19 protein-coding genes and 1 tRNA gene are annotated in these 23,304 nt (G+C 74.0%); 6 read left to right on the top strand and 14 right to left on the bottom strand.

The features are described from left to right. Positions 1 to 5 precede the first annotated feature (5 nt). From ACMCNO_RS07380 to rdgB, 3 genes are read left to right on the top strand one after another with little or no spacing between them, the layout of a single operon-like run. Entirely contained in the window at positions 6 to 1,382 is a 1,377-nt protein-coding gene (locus ACMCNO_RS07380; RefSeq protein WP_412748653.1) for a glycosyltransferase, read from the top strand. A 10-nt stretch (positions 1,383 to 1,392) separates the two neighbouring features. Next, entirely contained in the window at positions 1,393 to 2,121 is a 729-nt protein-coding gene (gene rph, locus ACMCNO_RS07385; RefSeq protein WP_412748654.1) for a ribonuclease PH, read from the top strand. Beyond that, positions 2,118 to 2,729: an RdgB/HAM1 family non-canonical purine NTP pyrophosphatase gene (gene rdgB / locus ACMCNO_RS07390; RefSeq protein WP_412748655.1), complete on the top strand. Its 612-nt coding sequence runs from the start codon at positions 2,118 to 2,120 to the stop codon at positions 2,727 to 2,729. Before rph ends, rdgB begins: the two co-directional genes overlap by 4 nt. A gap of 84 nt (positions 2,730 to 2,813) precedes the next feature. On the opposite strand, the gene hutH is transcribed toward rdgB, so the two are convergent. From hutH to ACMCNO_RS07420, 6 genes are read right to left on the bottom strand one after another with little or no spacing between them, the layout of a single operon-like run. Then, positions 2,814 to 4,352: a histidine ammonia-lyase gene (hutH, locus tag ACMCNO_RS07395; RefSeq protein WP_412748656.1), complete on the bottom strand. Its 1,539-nt coding sequence runs from the start codon at positions 4,350 to 4,352 to the stop codon at positions 2,814 to 2,816. Then, positions 4,349 to 5,548, bottom strand: a complete 1,200-nt coding sequence (gene hutI / locus ACMCNO_RS07400; protein WP_412748657.1) for an imidazolonepropionase — start codon at positions 5,546 to 5,548, stop codon at positions 4,349 to 4,351. Before hutI ends, hutH begins: the two co-directional genes overlap by 4 nt. Continuing rightward, complete coding sequence (locus ACMCNO_RS07405) at positions 5,545 to 6,843, bottom strand: formimidoylglutamate deiminase (protein ID WP_412753648.1); 1,299 nt, start codon at positions 6,841 to 6,843, stop codon at positions 5,545 to 5,547. The genes hutI and ACMCNO_RS07405 overlap by 4 nt, the downstream gene beginning before the upstream one ends. Next, complete coding sequence (locus ACMCNO_RS07410) at positions 6,840 to 8,030, bottom strand: allantoate amidohydrolase (protein ID WP_412748658.1); 1,191 nt, start codon at positions 8,028 to 8,030, stop codon at positions 6,840 to 6,842. The genes ACMCNO_RS07405 and ACMCNO_RS07410 overlap by 4 nt, the downstream gene beginning before the upstream one ends. After that, complete coding sequence (gene hutU, locus ACMCNO_RS07415) at positions 8,027 to 9,667, bottom strand: urocanate hydratase (protein ID WP_412748659.1); 1,641 nt, start codon at positions 9,665 to 9,667, stop codon at positions 8,027 to 8,029. The genes ACMCNO_RS07410 and hutU overlap by 4 nt, the downstream gene beginning before the upstream one ends. 10 nt (positions 9,668 to 9,677) lie before the next feature. Further along, entirely contained in the window at positions 9,678 to 10,529 is an 852-nt protein-coding gene (locus tag ACMCNO_RS07420; protein WP_412748660.1) for a MurR/RpiR family transcriptional regulator, read from the bottom strand. A 137-nt stretch (positions 10,530 to 10,666) separates the two neighbouring features. Between ACMCNO_RS07420 and ACMCNO_RS07425 the strand changes: the two genes are divergently transcribed. Further along, entirely contained in the window at positions 10,667 to 11,617 is a 951-nt protein-coding gene (locus ACMCNO_RS07425; RefSeq protein ID WP_412748661.1) for an expansin EXLX1 family cellulose-binding protein, read from the top strand. A 58-nt stretch (positions 11,618 to 11,675) separates the two neighbouring features. Here ACMCNO_RS07425 and ACMCNO_RS07430 read toward each other — a convergent pair. The 8 genes from ACMCNO_RS07430 to ACMCNO_RS07465 all read right to left on the bottom strand — a co-directional run bounded on the left by ACMCNO_RS07430 (position 11,676) and on the right by ACMCNO_RS07465 (position 17,721). Beyond that, positions 11,676 to 11,750 (bottom strand) — tRNA-Leu (locus ACMCNO_RS07430). Next, entirely contained in the window at positions 11,741 to 12,334 is a 594-nt protein-coding gene (locus tag ACMCNO_RS07435; protein WP_412748662.1) for an HNH endonuclease, read from the bottom strand. Before ACMCNO_RS07435 ends, ACMCNO_RS07430 begins: the two co-directional genes overlap by 10 nt. 118 nt (positions 12,335 to 12,452) lie before the next feature. Further along, entirely contained in the window at positions 12,453 to 14,144 is a 1,692-nt protein-coding gene (locus tag ACMCNO_RS07440; RefSeq protein ID WP_412748663.1) for a methyl-accepting chemotaxis protein, read from the bottom strand. 125 nt (positions 14,145 to 14,269) lie between these two features. Beyond that, entirely contained in the window at positions 14,270 to 14,746 is a 477-nt protein-coding gene (gene bcp / locus ACMCNO_RS07445) for a thioredoxin-dependent thiol peroxidase (protein ID WP_412748664.1), read from the bottom strand. Beyond that, on the bottom strand, positions 14,743 to 15,789 hold the full coding sequence (locus ACMCNO_RS07450) for a hypothetical protein (protein WP_412748665.1): 1,047 nt from the start codon (positions 15,787 to 15,789) through the stop codon (positions 14,743 to 14,745). Before ACMCNO_RS07450 ends, bcp begins: the two co-directional genes overlap by 4 nt. Then, positions 15,786 to 16,532: a DsbA family protein gene (locus ACMCNO_RS07455; protein ID WP_412748666.1), complete on the bottom strand. Its 747-nt coding sequence runs from the start codon at positions 16,530 to 16,532 to the stop codon at positions 15,786 to 15,788. Before ACMCNO_RS07455 ends, ACMCNO_RS07450 begins: the two co-directional genes overlap by 4 nt. 19 nt (positions 16,533 to 16,551) lie before the next feature. Continuing rightward, entirely contained in the window at positions 16,552 to 17,049 is a 498-nt protein-coding gene (locus tag ACMCNO_RS07460) for a MauE/DoxX family redox-associated membrane protein (protein ID WP_412748667.1), read from the bottom strand. A gap of 135 nt (positions 17,050 to 17,184) precedes the next feature. After that, positions 17,185 to 17,721, bottom strand: a complete 537-nt coding sequence (locus ACMCNO_RS07465) for a sigma-70 family RNA polymerase sigma factor (RefSeq protein ID WP_412748668.1) — start codon at positions 17,719 to 17,721, stop codon at positions 17,185 to 17,187. A 172-nt stretch (positions 17,722 to 17,893) separates the two neighbouring features. On the opposite strand from ACMCNO_RS07465, the gene ACMCNO_RS07470 reads away from it, so the two are divergent. Both ACMCNO_RS07470 and ACMCNO_RS07475 read left to right on the top strand, forming a co-directional pair. Then, positions 17,894 to 19,555: a copper resistance protein CopC gene (locus tag ACMCNO_RS07470; protein ID WP_412748669.1), complete on the top strand. Its 1,662-nt coding sequence runs from the start codon at positions 17,894 to 17,896 to the stop codon at positions 19,553 to 19,555. 151 nt (positions 19,556 to 19,706) lie between these two features. Continuing rightward, complete coding sequence (locus ACMCNO_RS07475; protein WP_412748670.1) at positions 19,707 to 22,961, top strand: hypothetical protein; 3,255 nt, start codon at positions 19,707 to 19,709, stop codon at positions 22,959 to 22,961. The last annotated feature ends 343 nt before the right edge of the window (positions 22,962 to 23,304 follow it).

Here is a 23,304-nt window from a genome sequence, read left to right on the forward strand (position 1 = left end):
CCTGCATGCGCATCGTCCGGCTGGCCAACTTCGTCACACCGCGATCGGGCGGGTTGCGCACCGCGCTGCGCAACCTCGGCGAGGGCTACCAGCGGGCCGGGCACGAAGCCGTCCTCGTCGTCCCGGGGCGCGAACCCTCCGACACCATGACCGCGCAGGGGCGGGTCATCACGCTCCCCGGGGCCACGCTGCCGCGCACCGGCGGCTACCGGGTGCTGGCCGAGCGCCGGGAACTCACCCGGCTGCTGGACGAGCTGCGGCCCGACCGCATCGAGGTGTCCGACCGGTCCACCCTGCGCTGGACCGGCCACTGGGCCCGGCAGCGTGGCGTCGGCTCCATGATGGTCTCCCACGAGAGCCTGGCGGGGCTGCTCGGCGTGTGGGGGATGCCCGCCCGCGACTCGCTGGCCGACCGGCTCAACCGGCGCACCGCGCAGGCGTACGACCAGATCGTGTGCACGACCGCGTTCGCCGCCGCCGAGTTCCGTCGCCTCGGCGTGCCCAACCTGGCCGAGGTGCCGCTCGGCGTCGACCTCGCCGGATTCCACCCGAGCCGCGCCGATCCCGCGGTCCGGGCCCGCTACGCCCGGCCCGACGAACTGCTGATCGTCTACTGCGGCCGGCTGTCCGCCGACAAGCGACCCGAGCTGGCGGTCGACACGATCGCTGCGCTGCGGGCGCAGAAGACCCCCGCGGTGCTGGTCGTCGCGGGGGACGGGGCCCGGCGCACCGCGCTGGCCTACCGCTCGGCCCGGTTGCCGGTGCGGTTCGCCGGGCACCTGTCCGAACGTGGCGCGGTGGCCGCGCTGCTGGCCGGCGCGGACGTGGTGCTGGCGCCGGGGCCGGTGGAGACGTTCGGGTTGGCCGCCCTGGAGGCGCTGGCCTGCGGCACCCCGGTGGTGGTCAACGCGGCCAGCGCGCTGCCCGAGGTGGTCGGCGACGCCGGGCTGGCCGTACCGGGCACTCCGGAGGCGTTTGCGCAGGGCGTACACCAGGTGCTGGAACGGCCCGAGGCCACCCGCCGGGCCGCCGCCCGCGCCCGGGCCGAGCTGTTCGGCTGGCCCCGCGCAGTGGCGGGCTTCCTGCGCGCCCACGACGCCGCGCCCGCGGTGATGGCGGCGGCCGCGTCCCGCCCCCTGCGCGCTTCCGGAGCGACCCGGCAGCCGGATCCGGCGCAGCCCCGCCCGACCCTGCTGCGCCCGGCCGTGCCCGAGACCCGGTCCCGTGCCGGTCATCTCGCCGGCCCGAGGCGGGAGCGCACCACCGAACCGCGCTTCGCGGCTGGGCGGGCCCCGGCGCGCCACACGGGAGCACCCGCCTGGGCGGGCACCACGGCCGAACCGGCCGGGGCGGACGACACCCACGGCGCCCGGTACGCATAAGGTGACCGGCATGGCACGCCCCGACGGCCGAGCGGCCGACCACCTGCGACCCGTGACCCTCACCCGGCGGTGGAGCATCCACCCCGAGGGCTCCGTGCTGGTCGAGTTCGGCAACACCCGCGTCCTGTGCACCGCCAGCGTCACCGAGGGGGTGCCCCGCTGGCGCAAGGGCTCCGGCCTGGGCTGGGTCACCGCCGAATACGCGATGCTGCCCCGCGCCACGAACACCCGCGGCGACCGGGAGAGCGTCCGCGGCAAGATCGGCGGCCGGACCCACGAGATCTCCCGGTTGATCGGGCGCAGCCTGCGGGCGTGCATCGACCTCAAGGCGCTCGGTGAGAACTCCATCGTGCTCGACTGCGACGTGCTACAGGCCGACGGCGGCACCCGGACCGCCGCGATCACCGGCGCGTACGTCGCGCTGCACGACGCGGTGAGCTGGCTGGCCGAGCGCAAGTCCCTGGCCGGTAAGCCCGCCGCGGTCATGCACCGCTCGGTGCAGGCGGTCAGCGTCGGCATCATCGAGGGCGAGGCCCGGCTGGACCTCATGTACACCGAGGACGTGGCCGCCGAGGTGGACATGAACGTGGTGTGCACCGGCGACGGTGACTTCGTCGAGGTCCAGGGCACCGGCGAGGCGGGCGTGTTCCGCCGCGACCAGCTCGACGCCATGCTCGACCTCGGCGTACGCGGCTGCGCCGAGCTGGCCGCCGCCCAGCAGAAGGCCCTCACCTCGTGACCCGGCTGCTGCTGGCGACCGGAAACAAGAAGAAGCTCGCCGAGCTGCAGCGCATCCTCGACCAGGCGCTCGGCGCTCACCAGGTCGAGCTGGTCGGGCTGGCCGACGTCCCGGACTACCCCGAGGTGCCCGAGACCGGCCTGACGTTCGGGGAGAACGCCCTGATCAAGGCCCGCGAGGGGGTCTCCCGCACGGGTCTGCCCACGGTGGCCGACGACTCCGGCCTGGCCGTGGACGCCCTCAACGGCATGCCCGGCGTGTTCAGCGCCCGCTGGTCCGGCCGCCACGGCGACGACGCCGCCAACCTGGACCTGGTGCTGGCCCAGATCGGCGACGTGCCGGATGCCCACCGCGGCGGCGCGTTCGTCTGCGCGGCCGCGCTGGTGCTCCCGAACGGCCGCGAACACCTCGTCGAGGGCCGCCAGCGCGGCCGGATCCTGCGGACCCGCCGCGGCGAGGGCGGCTTCGGGTACGACCCGATCTTCCTCGGCGAGGGCCAGGACCGGACGAACGCCGAACTCACCCCAGCCGACAAGGACGCGATCAGCCACCGAGGCAAGGCGTTCCGGGAGCTGTCCAAGGTCATCGCCCGCGAGCTGCCCCGCTGAGCGTCGGCGCCGCTGAGTATCCGCGCCCCGCTGACCATCCGCCCCGCACGCGAATCCTTGGTGCGGGGCGGCTTGCGGCGCGGCTCAGCGCAACGGGCCCGTGGCGGCCTCGATCTCGGCGCGCAGCGCCCGTCCCGACACCACGGCGCGGGCCTGCTCCAGCACCGGGGCCAGGAACACGTCCGGCCCCGGCTCCCCGGCGAACGCCCCCACCGCCGCGACCGCCGCCCGGCCCGCCGGGGACGGGGTCATCGGCGCCCGCAGTTGCAGGCCACGCACGGCGCTGAGCAGCTCGACCGCCAGCAGGCTGGTCAGGTTGTCCAGGACGGTGCGCAGCTTCTTCGCCGCGGCCCAGCCCATCGACACGTGGTCCTCCTGCATGCCGCTGGTGGGCAGGGAGTCCACCGAAGCGGGTGCGGCCAGACGGCGGTTCTCCGCGACGATCCCCGCCGCGGTGTACTGCGCGATCATCAGGCCCGAGTTGACCCCGGCGTCCGGGGACAGGAACGGCGGCAGCTCCCGGGAGCGGGTCACGTCCAGCAGCCGGTCCACCCGGCGTTCCGCGATCGCCCCGACCTCGGCGGCCGCGATGGCCAGGAAGTCCGCGGCGAAGCCCAGGGGGGCGCCGTGGAAGTTGCCCGTGGACTCGACGCGGCCGTCCGGCAGCACCACCGGGTTGTCCACTACGGACAGCAGCTCGCGCCCGGCCACGGTGGTGACGAACTCCAGGGTGTCCCGGGCCGCGCCGGCCACCTGCGGGGCGCACCGCATCGAGTACGCGTCCTGCACCGCGTGCGCCAGGTCGTGCCGGTGCGAGTCCATGATCGTCGAGTCCTGGAGCAGCCGGTAGATGTTGGCGGCCGACGCGGCCTGCCCCGGGTGCGGCCGGATCGTGTGCAGCTCCGGGAGGAACGGCCGCTCCGAACCCAGCATCGCCTCGATCGCCAGCGCCGCGGTCACGTCCGCCATGGCGAACAGGTGGGCGGCGTCGTCGATCGCCAGCAGCAGCATGCCCAGCATGCCGTCGGTGCCGTTGATCAGCGCCAGGCCCTCCTTGGCCGCCAGGTCCAGCGGGCTCAGCCCGGCCGCGTGCAGCGCCTCGGCCGCGGCGATCCGGGCGCCGTCCTTGCCCAGCACCCAGCCCTCGCCGAGCAGCACCAGCGCGCAGTGCGCCAGCGGCGCCAGGTCCCCGGACGCCCCCAGCGACCCGTGCTCCGGCACCCACGGGGTGATGTCGTGGTTGAGCAGGTCCACCAGCCCGTGCGCCAGCTCGGGCCGCACCCCGGAACGGCCCAGCGCCAGCGACCGCACCCGCAGCAGGATCATGGCCCGGACGACCTCGCGGGGCATCGGCGCGCCGATCCCGGCGGCGTGCGAGCGGATCAGCGCGTGCTGCAGCTCGGCGCGGCGCTCCGGGGCGATCGCGGTGTTGGCCAGCGCCCCGAAGCCGGTGGAGACCCCGTACACGGGACGGCCGGAGGCTTCGATGCCGTCCACGATGGCGCGGCTGGCCCGCATCGCGTCGACGGTGGCGGCGGCGAGTTCGACCCGGGCGTCGCCCCGGGCCACGGCGAGGACGTCGGCTCCGGTGATGCCGGTCGGTTCGACGATGACGGTGCTCATGGCTGGACTCCGTGGTGCAGGACGGAACTGATGAGGGGAACGCCGGGCCGGTAGGCCAGGTGCAGGTATGAGGGGGCGTCGAGGACGACCAGGTCGGCGCGGGCGCCGGGGCGTAGCACGCCGACGTCGGTGCGGCGCAGCGCCCGCGCGCCGCCCGCGGTCGCCGACCACAGCGCCTCCGCCGGGGTCATCCGCATTTCACGTACGGCCAGCGCGATGCACAGCGGCATCGACGACGTGTACGACGAACCCGGGTTGCAGTCCGTGGCCAGGGCGACCGTGGCCCCGGCGTCGAGCAGCCGCCGCGCGTCCGGGTACGGCGAGCGGGTGGAGAACTCCGCGCCCGGCAGCAGCGTGGCCACGGTGTCGCCGCCCGCCAGCGCGTCCACGTCCGCGTCGCTGAGGTGGGTGCAGTGGTCGGCGCTGGCCGCACCCAGTTCGACCGCCAGCCGCACCCCGGGCCCTTCGGTGAGCTGGTTGGCATGCACGCGCACGCCCAGCCCGGCCTTGGCGCCCGCGGTCAGCACGGCCCGGGCCTGGTCGCCGTCGAACGCGCCCCGCTCGCAGAACACGTCCACCCACCGGGCGTGCCCGGCGGCCGCGGCCAGCATCGGGCCGGTGACCAGGTCGACGTAGTCGTCGGGCCGGTCGGCGTACTCGGCGGGCACCACGTGCGCGCCCAGGAACGTCGTCTCGTCGGTCAGCTCGGCGGCGATCCGCAGACTGCGGGCCTCGTCGGGGACGCTCAGGCCGTACCCACTCTTGATCTCGATCGTGGTGGTGCCCTGCCGCAGCGCCTCCGCGACCAGGCGCCGCGCGGACGCGCGCAGGTCGTCGTCGCTGGCGGCGCGGGTCGCGGCGACCGTGGTGCGGATGCCCCCGCCGGTGTACGGCTCCCCGGCCATCCGGGCGGCGAACTCGGCCGCCCGGTCGCCCGCGAAGATCAGGTGGGCGTGGCTGTCCACGAAGCCCGGCAGCACCGCGGCGCCGTCCGCGTCGATCTGGGCGTCGGCCGGTGGCGCCGCGGCGCGCGGCCCGACCCACGCGACCCGGTCGCCGTCGATCAGCACGGCGGCAGCGCGGACGATGCCCAGCGGGCCCTCGCCGAGCGCCGGGTCGTTGGTGACGAGTTCGCCGATGTTGGCAACCAGCAGGCTCCCCGCCCTGGGCTCGCGGCCCTCGCTGCGCTCGCTCACGGCAGTACCTCCGTGATCGCGTCGCGCAGGGCTGCCGCCACGTCGAAGCCGGTGTGCCGGCCGCCGGTCACGACCGGGCGGCCGTCGACGACGACGTGGGTGACGTCGGCCGCGGTGGCCGCGAAGACCGCCCCCGCCGGGTCGACGCCCGCGGTGCGGACCGTGCCCAGCGACACCGCCACCAGGTCGGCCCGGTTGCCGACCGCGATCGCCCCGGCGTCCGTCCAGCCCAGCGTGGCGTGGTTGGCCGCCGCGGCCAGCAGTTCGGCGGGGGTGAAGTGGCCACGCCGCTCGGTGGCGAGTCGTTCGTCCATCTCCAGCCCGCGCGCCTCCTCGAACAGGTCGATCACGGCCTGGCTGTCGCTGCCCAGGCTGAGCGCGGCACCGGCGTCGGCCAGCCGCCGGGCCGGGCCGATCCCGTCGGCGAGATCCCGCTCCGTGGTGGGGCAGAAGCAGACCCCGGTGCCGGACAGGGCCGCGATGTCGCCGTCGGTGAGGTGGGTGGCGTGCACCGCGGTCGTCCCGGCACCCAGCAGGCCGTGGCGGTGCAGCAGCTCGGTCGGGGTGCAGCCGTGCACGGCCCGGCACTGCTCGTTCTCGGCGCGCTGCTCGGACAGGTGGACGTGCAGCGGCCCGGCCGGTCGCGGCAGGTTCGCCAGCGCGGTTGCGGGCACCGCCCGGACACTGTGGATGGCTGCACCGATCCGGGCGTGCCCGTCGGCCTTCAGCGCGTCGACCCGCTCGGCCCAGCCGTGCACGTCGCCGTCGCCGAAGCGCCGCTGCACGCCTTCCAGCGGGGCGCCGTCCACCCCGGAACTCAGGTACACCGTGTCCAGCAGGGTGATCCGGATGCCCGCCTCGGCGGCGGCGGCGATCAGCGCGTCACCCATCGCGTTCGGTTCCGCGTACGGGGTGCCGCCGGGGGCGTGGTGCAGGTAGTGGAACTCGCCGACGCAGGTGATCCCGGCGAGGGCCATCTCGGCGTACACGGCGCGGGCGAGGGCGAAATACGTGTCCGGGTCGAGTTTCCCGGCCACGTCGTACATCAGCTCCCGCCAGGTCCAGAAGCTGCCCCGCGCGCCGTGGGTGCGCCCGCGCAGCGCCCGGTGGAACGCGTGCGAGTGCGCGTTGGCGAGCCCCGGCAGCACCAGCCCGGGCAGCAGCGTCGCGCCCGCGGGCGCGGCGGCGTCCGCGGTCACCGCCGCGAACCGCCCGTCGCGCACCTCGATGAGCACGCCGGACGCGACCCGGTTGCCGAGCCAGGCGTGCTCGGCGTGGAACAGCCCGGCCGTCATCGGCACGTCAACTCCTCCAGCACCGTCGCGAGCGCCGTGACGCCCGCGGCGCAGTCCGCGTCGGGAGCGTGCTCGGCGGGGGCGTGCGACACCCCGGTCGGGTTGCGGACGAACAGCATCGCGGTCGGGGCGTGCCCGGACAGCACGCCCGCGTCGTGTCCCGCACCGGTCGGCAGGATCGGCACCCCGCCCAGCAGTTTCGCGAGGCGGGCGGCCAGGTTCGCGTCGAACGCCACCTCCGGGGAGACCGACTCCGCTTCGATGCCGACCTGGGTGCCGTCGCGGCCCGCGCGCTCCACGGCCCGCTTCACGACCGCCTCGACGAGGCGGTCCAGGGTCGCGCTGTCGGCGGCCCGGGCGTCCAGCCAGCCGCGCACCCGCGACGGGATCGCGTTCGTGGCGTTCGGTTCGGCCTCCACCCTCCCGACGGTCGCGTGCGCCCCGGCCAGCCGGGCCTCCTTGTTGGCCGCCAGCACGGTGTACGCGAACGTCAGCATCGGATCGTGGCGGTCCGCCATCCGGGTGGTACCCGCGTGGTCGCCGTCGCCGGTGAAGTCCATCCGCCACCGCCCGTGCGGCCAGATCGCGGAGGCCACCCCGACCGGGGAGTCCACGTCCACCAGCGCCTTGCCCTGCTCGATGTGCAGCTCCACGACCGCGGAGACATTGGCCAGCCACTGCGGCTGCGCCCCCGCCGGGTCGGCGCCCAGCGCCGCGGCGAACGTGATCCCGTCCCGGTCCGCCAGAGCGGCCGCCTTCTCCGGGGTGATCGCGCCGGTGAGCAGCCGGGAGCCCAGGCACGGCACGCCGAACCGGCCGCCCTCCTCCTCGACGAACGCGGCCACGGCCAGCGGCCGGTCCGGCGTCACGCCGCGCGACCGCATCTCGTCCACGGCCAGGAACGCGCTGACGATGCCCAGCGGGCCGTCGTACCCGCCGCCGAGCGGCACCGAGTCGAAGTGCGAGCCGGTCAGCACGGTCCCGGGCCCCCACGGCGACCCCCACCAGGCGAACAGGTTGCCGTTGCCGTCCTCGGTTACCGCCAGCTCCCGGCGGGCCGCCTGGGCCCGGAACCAGTCCCGCAGCGCCAGTTCCGGCTCGCTGAACGCGTACCGGAGATAGCCGCCGCCAGAGGTGCGGCCGATCGGCGCGATCTCGGCCCAGAGTGCGGCGAAGGTCGCGCTCATGACCGCATCGGGATGTGTACGCCGGTCGCGTCGGCGACCGCGGTGGCCTGCTCGTAGCCCGCGTCGACGTGCCGGATGACGCCCATCCCGGGGTCGTTGGTGAGCACCCGCTCGATCTTCTGCCCGGCCAGCGCGGTGCCGTCGGCGACGCACACCTGCCCGGCGTGCAGCGACCGGCCGATGCCGACCCCGCCGCCGTGGTGGATGGACACCCACGACGCGCCGGACGCGGTGTTGACCAGGGCGTTGAGCAGCGGCCAGTCCGCGATGGCGTCCGAGCCGTCCGCCATCGCCTCGGTCTCCCGGTACGGCGACGCCACCGACCCACAGTCCAGGTGGTCACGCCCGATGACGATCGGCGCGGACACCTCCCCGCGCGCCACCATGTCGTTGAACCGCACCCCCGCCTTGTCCCGCTCGCCGTAGCCCAGCCAGCAGATCCGCGCGGGCAGCCCCTGGAACGCGACCCGCTCCCCGGCCATCCGGATCCACCGGGCCAGGGGGTCGTTGTCCGGGAACAGGTCGAGGATCGCCCGGTCGGTGGCCGCGATGTCGGCCGGGTCGCCGGACAGCGCCGCCCACCGGAACGGCCCCTTGCCCTCGCAGAACAACGGCCGGATGTACGCGGGGACGAACCCCGGGAAGGCGAACGCCCGCTCGTACCCGCCGAGCTGCGCCTCGCCGCGGATCGAGTTGCCGTAGTCGAACACCTCGGCGCCCGCATCCAGGAAACCGACCATCGCCTCGACGTGCCGGGCCATGCTCTGCCGCGCCCGGTCGGTGAACTCTTCGGGCTTGCTCCGGGCGTACTCGGCCCAGTCGGCCACCTCCACCCCGGCCGGCAGGTACGACAGCGGGTCGTGCGCGCTGGTCTGGTCGGTGACGATGTCGATGGCCACGCCGCGGCGCAGCAGCTCCGGGAAGACCTCGGCGGCGTTGCCGACCACCCCGATGCTGACCGCCCGCCGGTCCCGCTTCGCGGCTTCCGCCTGCGCGATGGCGTCGTCCAGGTCGGCGGCGAGCGTGTCGAGGTAGCGGGTCTCCACCCGGCGCCGCAGCCGGGACTCGTCCACGTCGACGATGAGGCAGACCCCGCCGTTCATCGTGACCGCGAGGGGCTGGGCGCCGCCCATGCCGCCGCATCCGCCGGTCAGCGTCAGCGTGCCCGCGAGGTCGCCGCCGTAGCGCTTGGCCGCCACGGCCGCGAACGTCTCGTACGTGCCCTGCAGGATGCCCTGGGTGCCGATGTAGATCCACGACCCGGCGGTCATCTGGCCGTACATGGTGAGGCCGAGCTTCTCCAGGCGGCGGAACTCCGGCCAGGTGGACCAGTCACCGACCAGGTTGGAGTTGGCCAGCAGCACCCGCGGCGCCCACTCGTGGGTGCGGAACACCCCGACCGGCCGCCCCGACTGCACCAGCAGGGTCTCGTCGTCGGCGAGCGTGTCCAGCTCCCGCACGATCGCGTGGAACGACGGCCAGTCCCGGGCGGCCTTGCCGGTGCCGCCGTACACGACGAGGTCGTCGGGGCGCTCGGCCACGTCCGGGTCGAGGTTGTTCATCAGCATCCGCTTGGCGGCCTCCTGGGGCCACCCTTTCGCCGTACGCTGCGTGCCGCGCGCCGCCCTCACGACCATGTCGTCCTCCTCATGCCTCGAAGATGTGCCGCCGTGCGGCCGTCGCCTCGAACTGCTCCAGGCGGTGCTGGACGCCGCCGGGCGCCGCGTCGCACATCGCCTGCAGCAGAACCATCGCCATCGCCATCGGCCCGGTGTGCAGGTCGAAGACCAGGTGGGTGCCGACCGCCGCGGGCAGCACCACGTCCGCGCACTCGGCGGCCGGGCTGACCGCCGAGTCGGTGACCGCCACGACCGCCAGCCCCGCCGCCCGGGCCTCCCGCAGCGTGTCCAGGGTTTCCTTCGGGTAGCGCGGGAGCACGATCGCCAGCAGCGCCGCCCCGCCCGCGGCCCGGGCCTGGTCGAGCCGGTCCAGCAGGTGGGTGCCGCCGGTGTCCAGCACCCGCACGTCCGGGTGGACCTTCGCGGCGAAATACCCGAAATACGCCGCCAGCGGCGCCGCCGCCCGCAGCCCCAGCACGGGCAGGGGACGGCTGGCCACCAGCAGCTCGGCGGCCCGCTGCACCGCGTCCAGATTGTCCAGTTGCTCCACCAGTCGGCCCAGGTGCTGAGCCTCGACCCGGACCGCCCGCTGCATGGGGTTGTCCCCGGGCTGCCGGCCGTCGGCGGGGCGCGGCCCGGCCAGCGCGCGCAGCTCGCGGCGCAGCGCCGGATATCCGCTGTAGCCCAGGGCCATCGCGAAGCGGGTCACGGACGGCTGGCTCACCCCGGCCAGCTCCGCGACCTCGGCGGCCGACAGGTACGCCGCCGACGGGGCGTGCTGGACGAGGCTGTGCGCGATGCGGCGCTGCGTCGGCGTCAGCCGCGCGCCCTGGAACAGGTCGAGCACGCGCTCAGCCGTCCTGACAGCTCCGTCATTCACTCCCGCAGCGTATGCATGGAATCTTTCAAACGCCAGGGGTCCGACCAGACTCATCCAGGTGACCCGGCCCGGTCGCTGCCTTAGGTCTCTCTTAGAAGCGTTGCCCTCACGCGGACAGGGCCGAAAGATGCCTCAGCGTGACTGCTCATCGCCTGTTGACCCCCCGCTGGCTGGCCACCGGCGGCGCCGTACTGCTCGCGGGCGTCCTCGGCGTCGCACTGCTGCTGCGCGACGGCGGCCCCGCCTGCGCCGCGCCCCCGTCCGCCAGCGCCCAGAAGGGAAAGGCGACCTTCTACGACCTGTCCGGGGGCACCGGCAACTGCAACTTCGCCCCACCCGCCGACGACCTGTACGTCGCGCTCGGCCGCACCCAGTACACCGGCGCCACCGCCTGCGGCAGCTATCTCGACGTCACCGGCCCCAAGGGCACCGTCCGGGTCAAGGTCTTCGACTCCTGCCCCGAATGCGCTGTCGGCCACCTCGACCTGAGCCGGACCGCGTTCAAGAAGATCGCGAACGAGTCGGCCGGCGTCGTGCCGATCACCTACCGCGCCGTGCCCAACGCCCCCACCCCCGGGCCGCTGAGCATCACCTTCGCCGAGGGATCGTCGCAGTACTGGTGGGCGATTCTCATCGACAACCACGCCAACCCGATCGTCTCCGTCCAGGCCAAGGGGCCCGGCCGGGGGTGGATGACGGCCGCGCACGCCACGTACAACTTCTGGATCATCGACAAGAACACGGGGAACGGCCCGTTCAGCATCCGGATCACCGACAGCTACGGGCACGTCGCGACCGCCACCGGCGTGAAGCTGCTGCCGCAGCGGCGTCAGAGCACGTCCGTACGCCTCACCGGCAAGGCCGTCAGCGCACCGGTGGTGGCGAAGGGGCCGGGGGCGGCGAAGAAGAAGGCCGCGCCCGCGCCGTCGAAGTCGAAGGCGTCGTCCCCACCTGCGGCGCCGTCAGCGTCGGCCACGCCGTCGGTGCCCGAGCCCCCGGCGGCCGGTGCGGACCGGGAGGCGGACGGGCTCACGCAGGCTCCGCCGGTGGCGCTCGCGGCCGCCCCAGCGGCCCCGTCCTGCGGCTGACCCGGAATTCACGGAAGCCCGGACCCCGGGCTCCCGATGACGTGGTCTGTTGAACGCGTAGGGCCGACGGGATTCGAACCCGCACTGTCACGGACCTAAACCGTGTGCCTGCTGCCAGTTGGGCTACGGCCCCTTGGACGCGTAAACGTACACGTTCCAGAGCCATTCTTGCCGACGCGGAAGTTGCCTGCCCAAGGGGAGTCCTGTCGGTGTGGTGGCGGATTCGTCGTAGACCACGTCGGCAGGCGCGCCGGGCTTACGCCGCGTTCCCGCGTAGGTGGCCGTCTGGCTGTGACAGTTGGGGCAGAGAAAGCGCAGGTTGCGTGGCCGATTGTCGAGGAAGTTGCCGTTGATGTGATCCACCTGGAGGGTCAGTGGCCTGCCCAGCCAGGTCTTGCCCACCCCGCACTGCTCGCACGTCTCGGGCAGTCCGATGCTGCGCAGAGCCTTCCTGAGCTTGACGCCGGGGATGCGGCGATGGCCTTCGGGCAGCTCGACGAGACGCTGATCGGGGCTCAGCCGGTGGCGACCAGGTAACCCGCGATTGTGCGCCTGGCCGGTGAAGTGTGCGGTGTCGATGCCGAACCGGGTCAGTTGGCGGCTGATGTGCGTGTGGGAGCCGCCGGTCTGGCGGATGCCGAGGAACCGGAGCACCCCGGCGACGCTGTATGACGCGGCGGCGGCCTCGGCCAGCACCTCCCGTGTGTACTTCACCATGGAAGGAACGTAGCGACCGGGTCCGACAGTTCCCGGACACGGCACGGCGGCCGCCACGCGGGTCGGAACCGCATGACGGCCGCCGTGGGTCGGCGGGCCGGGAAGCCCCGGCCGAGGCTCAGTACCGGAACAGCGCCAAGCTCTGCTGCAGTTCGTGAGCGACACGTGCCAGTTCGTCGGCCGCGGCGGCGGTGTTCGACGCCGCGCTGGTGGTCTCGGCCGCCGCGGACGCGACCGCGGCCACGTTGGTGGTGATCTCGTGCGAGCCGGTGGCCACCTCGCTGACGTTGCGCGTCATCTCGTTGGTGGTCGCGGTCTGCTCCTCGACCGCCGCGGCGATCGCGGACTGGGTGGCGTTGATCCGTTCGATGACGCTGCCGATTCCGGAGATCGCGTTGACCGCGGCGGAGGAGTCGTTCTGGATGGCGTCGACCCGGGCGCGGATGTCCTCGGTGGCCCGGGCGGTCTCCTGAGCGAGCTCCTTGACCTCGCCGGCCACCACCGCGAAGCCCTTGCCGGCCTCGCCGGCGCGGGCGGCCTCGATGGTGGCGTTGAGGGCGAGCAGGTTGGTCTGCTCCGCGATGCCCGTGATGATCTTGATGACGGAGACGATCTCCGCGGACGACGTGCCCAGCTGCTGCAGGATCGCCCCGGCCTCGGAGGAGATCCGTACGGCCTCGGTGGCCACGTCCGCCGCGCTGGAGGTGCTGCGGGCGATCTCGTGGATCGAGCTGCCGATCTCCTCGGCGCCCGCGGAGATCGTGGTGATGTTGCTGGTGATCTGCTCCGAGGCCGCCGACACGGCGTGCGCCCGGTCGGCGGAGCTGGCGGCCGACGAGTTCATCTGGCCGGCCACCGCGGTCAGCTCCTCAGCGGACGAAGCCAGCGTGACCGCGTTCTCGTTGATGCCGCGCAGGGCGGCGGTGAGCCGGTCCAGAGCCGTGTCCACGGCCCGGCCCATCACCCCGAACTCGTCGCGGCCGGTGTAGTTGAGCCGTTGGTCGAGGCGGCCGTCGGCCAGCCCGCGGAGTACGCCGACGGTCTGGCCGAGCGGGGTGGCGATGGCGTGGCTCAGGGTCAGCGCCAGCACGACGGTGACCAGCACGGCTACGACGATGAGCACGATGGTGACGATCTGGGCGAGCCTGGCGCTGGCCTGGGCGGCGCCCATCTGCTTCTGCGCGGCGGCGTCCTCGATCTTGGCGAGGTTGTCCAGCGACACGGTGATCTTGGCGGTCAGCGGGTCGATGAAGTTGTTCTTGGCGCTCAGGTAGCCCTGGAAGTTGTTGGCCTTCGCCGCGGGCACCAGCTGCTGGTCCCGGACCTGGCGGTACTCCTTCAGCGCGGCGGCGAAGGCGGCCTTGTCCTTGGCGGCGGCCGGGTTCTCGTTGACGACGTACGCCTTCCAGATGCCGTCGATGTCGGAGTCCATCCGCTGCAGCGCCATCAGGAGATTGCTGACGTCGGCCACCGGCGAGCGCAGGATCAGGCCGTCGGTCTGGTAGGTGGCCTGCTGCATCTTGGCCCGGACCTCGCCGAGGCGCTCGATGGCCTGCATGTTGCCGCGGGTCATCGCCTCGAAGCGCGCGTTGGCGCTGCGCAGCTGGAACAGGCCCATGGCGCCGACCGCGCCGACCAGCAGGCAGAGCACCCCGAAGCTGAGGAACAGCTTGTGCGCGACCTTGAGGTTACGCAGCAGCAGACCGCTCCCGCTCAGGCGGCGCGACGGCGTGGCACGCCGCTTCGCGACGTGCGACTTGCGCGGCGTCGGGGCCTGCGATTTCGCGGGCCGCGGCTCGGCAGCGGACATGGGCGGTCTCCTGACACAGGCGGGGCCGCCCGGGGAACCCCCGGCGACCACCGCCTCAGACGGCGATGACTTACCGTTTTATCGACCGTCGAGCCGGGAATCCGCGGAATTCACAGGAATCAGGGTCAGTCGATGCCCAGGTCTCGCCGCAGCTTCGCCACGTGACCGGTCGCCTTGACGTTGTACAGGGCCCGTTCGATGCGGCCCTGTTCGTCGATCACGAAGGTGGAGCGGATGACCCCGGTGACCGTCTTGCCGTACAACTGCTTCTCACCGTACGCGCCGTAGGCGGTCAGGACGCTCTTGTCCTGATCACCGACCAGCGGGAAGGTGATCGCATCGCGTTCGCGGAACTTCGCGAGCTTCGCCGGAGTGTCCGGGGAGATCCCGACGACCTCGTACCCGGCCCCCTTCAGCGAGGCCAGCGAGTCGCGGAAGTCACACGCCTGCGTGGTGCAGCCGGGGGTCATGGCGGCCGGGTACGCATACAGCACGACCCGGCGGCCTCGCAGGTCCTTGAGGGAGAGGTTGTCGCCGGTGTCCGTGGGCAGCGTGAAGTCGGGCGCGGGGTCGCCGGGCGCCAGGCGGGCGGTCTCAGTCATGCCCCGACCCTAGCGGGGCCCCCGGACCGTCGCCGCAGACCCGCGACACCGGTCACCGCCGTGCCCAGCCCGGCACCGAGCGCCATCAGTACGGCGGCCCGGGCACACCACGCCGGGCCGGGAGCGTCGACGACGGCCTGCCGCCAGACCCCGGCCTGCGCCACCCCGGCGAACAGGGCCAGCGCCGCCCCGCCGAGCGCCAGCGGGAACGCGGCCGGGTGCCCCCGCGAGGCGGTGGCCGGCCCATCCCCAGGCCGGCCCCGGGTGGCGGAGCGCCGGGTCAGCGCCACCGCGCCCGCCAGCACGGCGAGGACCGCGGCGAGCAGGGCGGGCAGCGTACCGGGGGAACCCGCGAATGCCCGGCTCGCCGCGTATCCGAGGGCGACCGCGCCCGCGAGCACCGCGAGCGCCCCCGCGGCCCGGCCGTGCCACCGGCCCGCGGCCGCGACCGCGACCGCCAGCAGCGCCGCGCCCAGCCACCACAGCCAGGTCCGCGGCGGCGGCACCCAGTCGAGGGTGCCCCGGGCGGCGAAGGTACGGGCCCCGGCGCGCAGCGGCACGGACCAGTCGCTGATCCGGTGGGTGTGTGCGGGGTCGGCGAGCGCCGCGGGCGGCGGGCCGTCGCCGAGCCAGCGGGTACGCCGGTCGTGCCAGCGCACGCTCGGCTCCGCGGAGACCCGGGCCCACCGCGGCGTCGCGGCCGGATCGGCGCCGGCCGGCACCGGCGTGTCCCCGGCCAGGGTGCGGTTCAGGTAGGTGGTGGGCGCGTTGAGGTTCTCGTACGTCCCGTCGGGACGCACCTCCAGGTACGGCTCGCCGGAGTAGCCGAGCACCTCCACGGGGTGCCCGGTGTGGTTGACCAGTTCCAGCCGCGCCCCAGCCTCGACGGCCCGTACGGTGAGCCCCTTCTCCGGTGGGGTCACCCCGCTGACCGTGACCCGGTACGCCGTGGCGTCGGGCGCGTCCCCGCCGTGGGCGGACGCGGGCGTGGCCGGCGCGACGAGCGCACCGGCCACGGCGAGGATCAGGCCCAGCCGTTTCACCCCTTGGCCGCGTCGATCGCCTTGGTCACGTCGGCGGTGGTGGGCAGGGCGTTGTTCGGCCCGGTGACCTTCTTACCGGCCACGACGACCGTCGGAGTGCCGGTGTAGCCGCGCGCGGAGAACGTTTCCGTGTTCTTGCCCGCCCACGGCACGTAGGTCTTGTTCTTCACCGCGTCCGAGAACGTGGCATCGGTGAGCCCGACCGAGCGGCCCAGCTCGATCAGCTTGTCGTCGGTGAGCCCGGGCGTGTTCTCCTCGGGCTGGTTGGCGTAGAGCGCGTCGTGGTACTCGACGAACTTGCCGCCCTGGCCGGCCGCGGCCGACGCCCCGGCGGACCGGCTGGAGTACTGGGTGCCCTCCGAGGCCTCGTCCAGGATCGCCACGGGGTGATACCGCAGGGTGATCTCGTTCTTGGCGGCGAGGTCGCGCAGGGCGGCGCTCGACTGCGACTCGAAGACGCGGCAGACCGGGCACATGAAGTCCTCGTACAGGTCGACCACGACCGGTCCCGAGCCGACCGCGAACGCGGACCCGTCGTCGACCGCGGCGGAGGGCACCACCAGCTTGCCCGCGTCGGCGGCCTGCTGGCTGGACGAGACCGCGTAGCCGACCAGCCCGGCCGCGACCAGGAGGAAGACCACGGCGACGCTCGTCCAGATGGTCACCTTGCGGCGCCGCTCGCGGGCCTTCTGCTGCTCCACGACCCGCTTGGCCTTGTTGCGGTCCTTGCCCGCCTTGCTCATCGTTCCCCCATCAGGCTCATCAGTCCCCCATCAGGAGGGCGTCCAGTGAGAATCGGGTACGCGGCCGCCACAGCAGGATCCCGGCCAGCGCGAGAAAGCCGAGGTCGCGCAGGATCTCCCACAGGTAGCCCGGGTCGACACCCTCGGCCAGGTCGCCGCCGCTGCTGAAGCAGCCGCAGTCGATGGCCAGCCCGCGCGCCCACGCGGAGACGATCCCCGCGATGAACACCACCAGCAGGACCGCGGAGATCCCCGCGCTGAGCCGGACAGCCAGGCCGACCAGCAGCAGCAACCCCAGGGCGATCTCCAGGAACGGCTGCGCCGCCCCCACCACCTTCGCCGCCTCGTACGGCATCAGCCGGTACGCGTTCACCGCGCGCCCGGAAGCCGCCAGGTCACCGACCTTCGTGGCGCCCGCGACCAGCCAGACCAGGGCCAGCCCGAACCGGGCCGCGGTGGAGATCCACAGCCAGACGGCGGCCGAGCGGGCGGGTCGGCTGGTGTCCTCCGTGTCCATGTTCACGCCTCATTGGTCTGTCGCGGCAGGCCGTACGGTTCCCCCGGACCGCTGTGAATCGGCTGGCAGTCTCGATCAACCGCCGCCGTCGAGCAAACCGTCGGGGATCCGGCCGGGCCAGGGCCGATGGTCCTCTCAGCTGGCCCGGGCGGCGGCGACCGCGGTCACCAGCTCCTCGCGGGCGCGGGCGACCCGGGAGCGGATCGTGCCGACCGGAACCCCTTCGACGACGGCGGCCTCAGCGTACGACAGGCCCAGGACCTGGGTGAGCACGAACGCGGTCCGGCGTTCCTCGCTCAGTGCGCGCAGCAGATCGGCCGTGCCCAGGCGCAGCGCGGGGTCGGGGTGCGGGGACTCGGTCCAGGCCTGCGCAGCCAGCCGCGCGTCCAGCCGCCGCCGGCGCACGACCGCGCGCAGGTGGTCGGCGCAGGTGCGCCGGGCGATCCCGAGCAGCCACGTCCGGGCGGTGGAGCGGGCCTCGAACGCGGGCAGCGCCTTGAACGCCCGCAGGTACGTCTCCTGCGTCAGGTCGTCCGCGACCCCCGGGTCGACCAGGGCGGCGGCGAAGCGCCACACCTCCGCCTGGGTGGCGCGCACGAAGGCGGCCTGCGCCGCGGCGTCACCGGCGCGGGCGGCAAGGGCGAGGTCGGTGGCGTCGTCGGGGGGCGTCACGGCGGCAATGGTACAAGGCGAAAAAGTCGGTGCCGTCCGGAACCATCCCGGCTTCGCCGACGACTATCCGCCCGTGACTGAGTGCGGACCGGCGACCCGGTGGGCTCGGCGTGCGCCCATCGGGGAGCATGGCCGTCATGACCCGCTCACCTTCGCCGTGCCCGGCCGCGTCATGATCCGTGCTCGTCTCCGTCGGCGCCGGGCTCTCGCGGCCGCCGCGGGCCTGCTGTTCGGCGTGCTCTGCGTCCTGCTCGGCCCGGCCGCCCCGGCCAGTGCGCACGCCGCGCTGGTGGCCAGCGATCCGCAGAACGGCACGATCGTGCCGGACGCCCCCAACCGGGTCACGCTGACCTTCAGCGAGTCCGTCCAGCTGGTCGAGGGCCGCATCCAGGTGCTCGGCCCGGACGGCAAGCGGGCCGACCAGGGCGAGCCGCAGGCCGACGGCGCCACGGTCACGGTCCCGCTGCGTTCCGGCGGGGGCCGCGGCACGTACGTGGTGAGCTACCGGGTCATCTCCGCCGACAGCCATCCGATCGGCGGCAGCCTCAGCTATTCGGTCGCCGAGCCGTCGACCCCGCCGGTCGCCGCGGGCGACGCCGCCAGCAACGACCCGGTGGTGCGCACGCTGATCTCGGTCGGCAAATACCTCGGGTACGCGGGGCTGGTGCTGCTGGTCGGCCCGGTGCTGGTGCTGGCGCTGCTGTGGCCGCACCGGCTGTCGCGGCGCGGCCCGGCCCGGGTGGTGTACACCGGCATCGGCCTGGTGCTCGGCAGCACCCTGCTGGGCCTGTGGCTGCAGGCCCCGTATGCGGCCGGTGCTTCGCTGTTCGGCGTCGGCTTCGGTGACCTCCGCGACGTGCTGGGCAGCACCTTCGGTGCGGTCATGCTGGTGCGTCTCGGGGTGATCTGCGCGGCCGCGGTGCTGCTGCGGCCGCTGCTGCGCACGGGCGGCGAGTCCAAAGCGGATCTGGCTCTGCTCGGGGCGCTCGGGGTGGCCGCGCTGGCCACCTGGCCGTTGAGCGGGCACCCGACGGCCTCCCCGGTCGCCGGGGTCTCGGTGGTGCTGGACGCCATCCATCTGGCGGCCATGGCGGTGTGGCTGGGCGGCCTGCTCATGCTGCTGGCGTTCCTGCTGCCCCAGGCCGACGCGCGGGAACTGAGCGCGATCCTGCCGATCTGGTCCCGGTGGGCGGCCACGGCGGTCAGCGCGCTGCTGCTGGCCGGGGTGGTGCAGGCCCTGATCGAGGTGGCCTCGCTGAGTGGTCTGGTGGACAGCACGTACGGGCGGCTCATCCTGGTGAAGGCGGGCCTCGCCGCGGTGGTGATCGCGGTGGCGGCGGTGGCCCGCACCGTGGTGCGCAAGGGTGGGGTGCCGGAGAGCCCGCGCCCGCTGCGGCGCCTGGTCGCTGTCGAGCTGGGGGTGTCCGCGGTGGTGCTGGCGGTCACCGCGGCCCTGGTGCAGATCCCCCCGCCGCGGACGGCCGAGGCCGCCGAGACCGCCGCCACGAAGAACACCACGGTCAGTCAGACGCTGCGGAACTCCTCGATGTCGTTGCAGGTGGACATCTTCCCCGCGACCGTCGGCAACAACTCCCTGCACCTGTACGCGTACACCCCGGACAACAAGCCGCTGCCGGTGGTGGAGTGGACGGCCACGGCGGCGCTGCCCGCCAAGGGGATCGAGCCGATCGAGGTGCCGCTGCTGCGGATCACGGACTTCCATGCGATCGGCGACGTCGCGCTGCCCGCGGCGGGGGACTGGACGTTCAAGTTCACGCTGCGGACCAGCGACATCGATCAGTCCACGGTGACCATGACCGCGAAGATCTCCTAGCCCGGGGAACCGCCCGGCCGAGCTGTCCCTGACCTGCTCGTCCGGGCAGTTGTCATGCATCCCGGGACCTAAGTGCCTGTTTGCCCTTTTTCCGGCCGTTTTGGTCGTATGGTCTGCGCAGAATGACCGGAAAGGGGACAGGCTGATGCGGGTGATCCGCACGATCCTCGGAATGCTGATGCTGACCGTCGGGCTACCGGCCCTGCTCGGCGGAGCCGTGCTGTGGACGGCGATGCAGCACCGCGACGCGGGCGGCGCGTTCAGTGGCAAGGTCCAGCAGTTGACGACCCCCGGGTACGCCCTGGTTGTCGACGACCTCGGCGCCCTGCTGCGCCACGACGCTCCGTTCACCCGCTCCGGCGGAACCCGGATCCGGGTGACCGCCGCCGCCCCCGACGGCCCCGCGTTCATCGGCATCGCCCCCGCCGCCCAGGTCGGGCAGTACCTCGACGGGGTACCCCGCGCCGCCGTACGCACGTTCGATCTCGCCACCGGCGACCTGCCCGTCGGCATCGAGCAGGTCGACGGCAACCGCGCGCCCAGCAACCGCCCCGGCGAACTGAACATCTGGACCAAGGCCGGCGCGGGCGCCCTCGACTGGTCCGCCCGCGACCTGCGCGACGGCACCTTCAGCCTGGTCATCATGAGCCGCGCGGCCCAGCCGGAGCTGCACCTGCAGCCCACCGCCGAGGTACGCCCCGGGTGGCTGAACTCGAGCACCTGGGCCCTGTTCATCCTCGGCAGCCTGCTCACTCTCGGTGGCCTGATCACGCTGGCCTGGCCGGCCCGCCGCCGCGAACTGGTGTACGTCGTGGAGCCCAGCCAGGTGCCGGAGCTGATGAAGCGGATCGGCGCGCCGCTGCCCCTGCCACGCTCCGGCGGCGGCCGCCATGCCGCAGCCACCCGGCCCCGTACGCTCGCCGACGCCCTGGCCAAGGGGGGCCTGTCGTTGCCGCAGCTCAGCTGGCCACCGGTGCGCCCGCTGCAGAAGTCCCGTGCCGGCGGGGCCTCCTCGTTGGACGCCGCCGCGCCCTCCACGGGCGACGCGCAGCCCACGCCGGGCCCCGTCGCCGCACCGACCACGCCCGCCGAAGCGGCCGGTGACCCGGTCGCCGTACCGGTGGGTGAGAAGGATGGTGCGAACGCCGGGCCGGAGACAGCCGGCTCCCCGTCCTCCACGTCGTCCGCGGGTCCCGCCGCCGCCGAGGCCGGTGCCGTCGCATCCGTGCGGGGTGCGGTGACCTCCGGTTCCGGCGTCGGCCCGATCGTGCTCCCGGTGCGGTCCGGCCCGGCGGGTGTCGACGGGGGAGCAGAGCGCAAAGCGCCGGGCGAGCAGATCGGCCGGATCGGCGGCGCGACGCCTTCGTCCGAACCCCTGCTCGGCCGGGCCGGGCAGCGTCCCATCCGGCGACGCGGTACGCCGGCCGACGACACTCCGGTCTTCGAGGCGTCCGCCGTCGGTGCCTGGGTGGCCGAAACGGCCGCCGCCCGTGCCCGCGAGACCGAGGCGCGTGCGGCGGCTGCCCTGGCCGCCGCGGCGTCGCGCGAAGCCGAGGCCGCGGGCGAGCCGGCCACCGCGGGCGACTCGCCGGACGGCGAAGCCCGGAAGCAGAGTGCTGACCACCCGGCGGCCAGTCGGCCGGGGGTGGCCTCGTCGGAGAGCCCCGAGTCGGTGCCCGCCCAATCGGTGCCCGGCCAGTCGGTGCCCGGCCAGTCGGCGGTGGCCCGGCCGAAGGCCGCCCCGGCGGCGGAGCCTGCCGCAGGCCAGCAGGCCGCGCGCCGGTTCGGCGCTTCGTCACCCGCGGCATCGTCGCCGAGCGACAAGCCGCCGACCCGGCTCGGATACCTCACGGGCTCACGGGCCACGGACTGGGCCGCCACCGGCCTGACCCGCGCAGATCGGCCGACGCGGGGCACCGGGCCGGGATCCACCGGTACGCCGGTCGTGCCGGGGCGCGGTGCCGGGTCCGGGTCGGCTGGTAAGCCGCTCGTGCCGGGGCGTGCGGCTGGATTGACAGGGTCGACTGCGCCCGCGCCCGGGACCGGGGCTGGCCCGTCCGGCGACCCGGCCACACCGGCAGGTGGTGCCGCGACCGGTCCGGCGGGTGCGTCGGTGCGCGGTGGCGAAACCGGTTCGACGACGACGCCGACCGAGCGGACAGGATCCGCCGTGAAGGCCGATGCCGGTGCGAAGCCCGCGACGGCCGGTCCGGTGGGCGCGAAGCCCGATGCGGCACCCAAAGCCGCGTCGGCGAACACCACCCCGGCAGTCCGTCCGGCGCGCCGCACCGAACCCGCCGCTGTGGACACCGGCGCCAAACGTACGCCCAAGAAGGAGCCGGACACGGCCTCATCGCCGGAGACCGGAAAGGACGGCGCCCCGCCGGTGCCCAGCCAGGTGGCGCCGGTGGCGGGTGTCCCGAGTGCCGGTGGAGCCGCCGCTGGCAGCGCTTCAGCCGCCAAGGGCTCCCCGCCCGACCCGGCTGCACTGAGGGTGCGCCCGGCGACCGGCAGCTCAGCGTCGACCAGCTCAGCGTCGACCAGCTCAGCGTCGACCAGCTCAGCGTCGACCAGCTCAGCGTCGACCAGCTCAGCGTCGACCAGCTCAGCGTCGACCAGGAAGGCCGACGCGACGTCCGGTGCTCCGGCCGAGCAGCCTGCAGGGGCGAAGACCGCGACACGGGCCACCGTACGTCCGGCAGCCTCCGCGCGGGCGACGGCCGCGCCCGCCGCCCCGGAGGCCGGGCCCATGGTGCGCGGTGCCACCACAGCGTCGGCGGCCAATCCGCCGGCCGCCATCTCGCCGGCCGCCACCCCGTCGGCCGCCGCCCCGCCGACCGCACCGCGGCAGGCAGGGAGCGGTGCGCCGGGAACTCCGGTTCCCGCCGGTCCGGTGCCGAGTGCCCGCCCGGCCGTCCCCGGTCCCGCCCAGCCGCGGACGCCGCCCGCGGCCGACGCGCCCGTTGCCGTCACGGCTGGCACGGCATCGGCCAAGGCGGCATCGGGCGGCTCTCCTGCGGCTGGTGCCGCGTCCGTCAAGGCGGCGTCTGACGGGTCTCCGGCGGCTGGGCTGACCGGCGCGCGGAAGTCCCCATCGATCGGGGTCGGTGGGCAACGCTCCGGTGGCACCCGCACGGGAGCGGGCCGCAAGACCGAATCCGGCAGTTCGGCTGGGCGGGAGCCGACCGGTAAGGCCGCTGTGGAGAAGGCAGACGAGGGCCCGACCAGGCTCACTGGGGGTGCCGCCAAGCCCTCGTCTCCGACGAACTATGCGGAGGAGGCGGCGAAGCTGCTGGCCGGCGGGACTTCCGCCCGTCGCAAGCGGGGCGCGTCCGACGAGGATGCCCCGCAGCCGACCGCCAAGCCGGTCGCGCGGGGGACGGCCAAACGCCCGCCGAAGGAGTGACCGGACTCCACGTCCGCACGGAGGGCCGCCCAACCGGGTGGCCCTCCGCGTCGTCGGCTGGCGGTGCTCCACGAGGTAGCGGCGCGGTGAGCGGCGGGCCGGTGGCGTGGCTCGCGTTGCTTCGACGGGTCGGGACCGCGCCGGGTGGCGCTGACGGTGCCCGCCGTACCTGAATGGGCCCTCCGCGCTGCCGACGTGGAGGGCCCATTACCGGGGGAACGGAGTAACCGAAGGGGGTTTCGTCCGTTAAGCACAGTTTAGCCAAGGCGAGGTACCGCTGGGAAGGTATCGCCCAAAATCGGGCATAACAAACTGTACGTCCCCGACAGGCGGGTATGGCCGA

Source organism: Krasilnikovia sp. M28-CT-15 (assembly GCF_047159595.1).
Taxonomy (GTDB): domain Bacteria; phylum Actinomycetota; class Actinomycetes; order Mycobacteriales; family Micromonosporaceae; genus Actinoplanes.

Coding starts and splice junctions, on each gene's coding strand:
- ACMCNO_RS07380 (WP_412748653.1), top strand. CDS start 6: ATGCGCATCGTCCGGCTGGCCAACTTCGTCACACCGCGATCGGGCGGG.
- rph (WP_412748654.1), top strand. CDS start 1,393: ATGGCACGCCCCGACGGCCGAGCGGCCGACCACCTGCGACCCGTGACC.
- hutH (WP_412748656.1), bottom strand. CDS start 4,352: ATGAGCACCGTCATCGTCGAACCGACCGGCATCACCGGAGCCGACGTC.
- ACMCNO_RS07405 (WP_412753648.1), bottom strand. CDS start 6,843: ATGACGGCCGGGCTGTTCCACGCCGAGCACGCCTGGCTCGGCAACCGG.
- ACMCNO_RS07410 (WP_412748658.1), bottom strand. CDS start 8,030: ATGAGCGCGACCTTCGCCGCACTCTGGGCCGAGATCGCGCCGATCGGC.
- hutU (WP_412748659.1), bottom strand. CDS start 9,667: ATGGTCGTGAGGGCGGCGCGCGGCACGCAGCGTACGGCGAAAGGGTGG.
- ACMCNO_RS07435 (WP_412748662.1), bottom strand. CDS start 12,334: ATGGTGAAGTACACACGGGAGGTGCTGGCCGAGGCCGCCGCCGCGTCA.
- ACMCNO_RS07440 (WP_412748663.1), bottom strand. CDS start 14,144: ATGTCCGCTGCCGAGCCGCGGCCCGCGAAATCGCAGGCCCCGACGCCG.
- bcp (WP_412748664.1), bottom strand. CDS start 14,746: ATGACTGAGACCGCCCGCCTGGCGCCCGGCGACCCCGCGCCCGACTTC.
- ACMCNO_RS07455 (WP_412748666.1), bottom strand. CDS start 16,532: ATGAGCAAGGCGGGCAAGGACCGCAACAAGGCCAAGCGGGTCGTGGAG.
- ACMCNO_RS07460 (WP_412748667.1), bottom strand. CDS start 17,049: ATGGACACGGAGGACACCAGCCGACCCGCCCGCTCGGCCGCCGTCTGG.
- ACMCNO_RS07470 (WP_412748669.1), top strand. CDS start 17,894: ATGATCCGTGCTCGTCTCCGTCGGCGCCGGGCTCTCGCGGCCGCCGCG.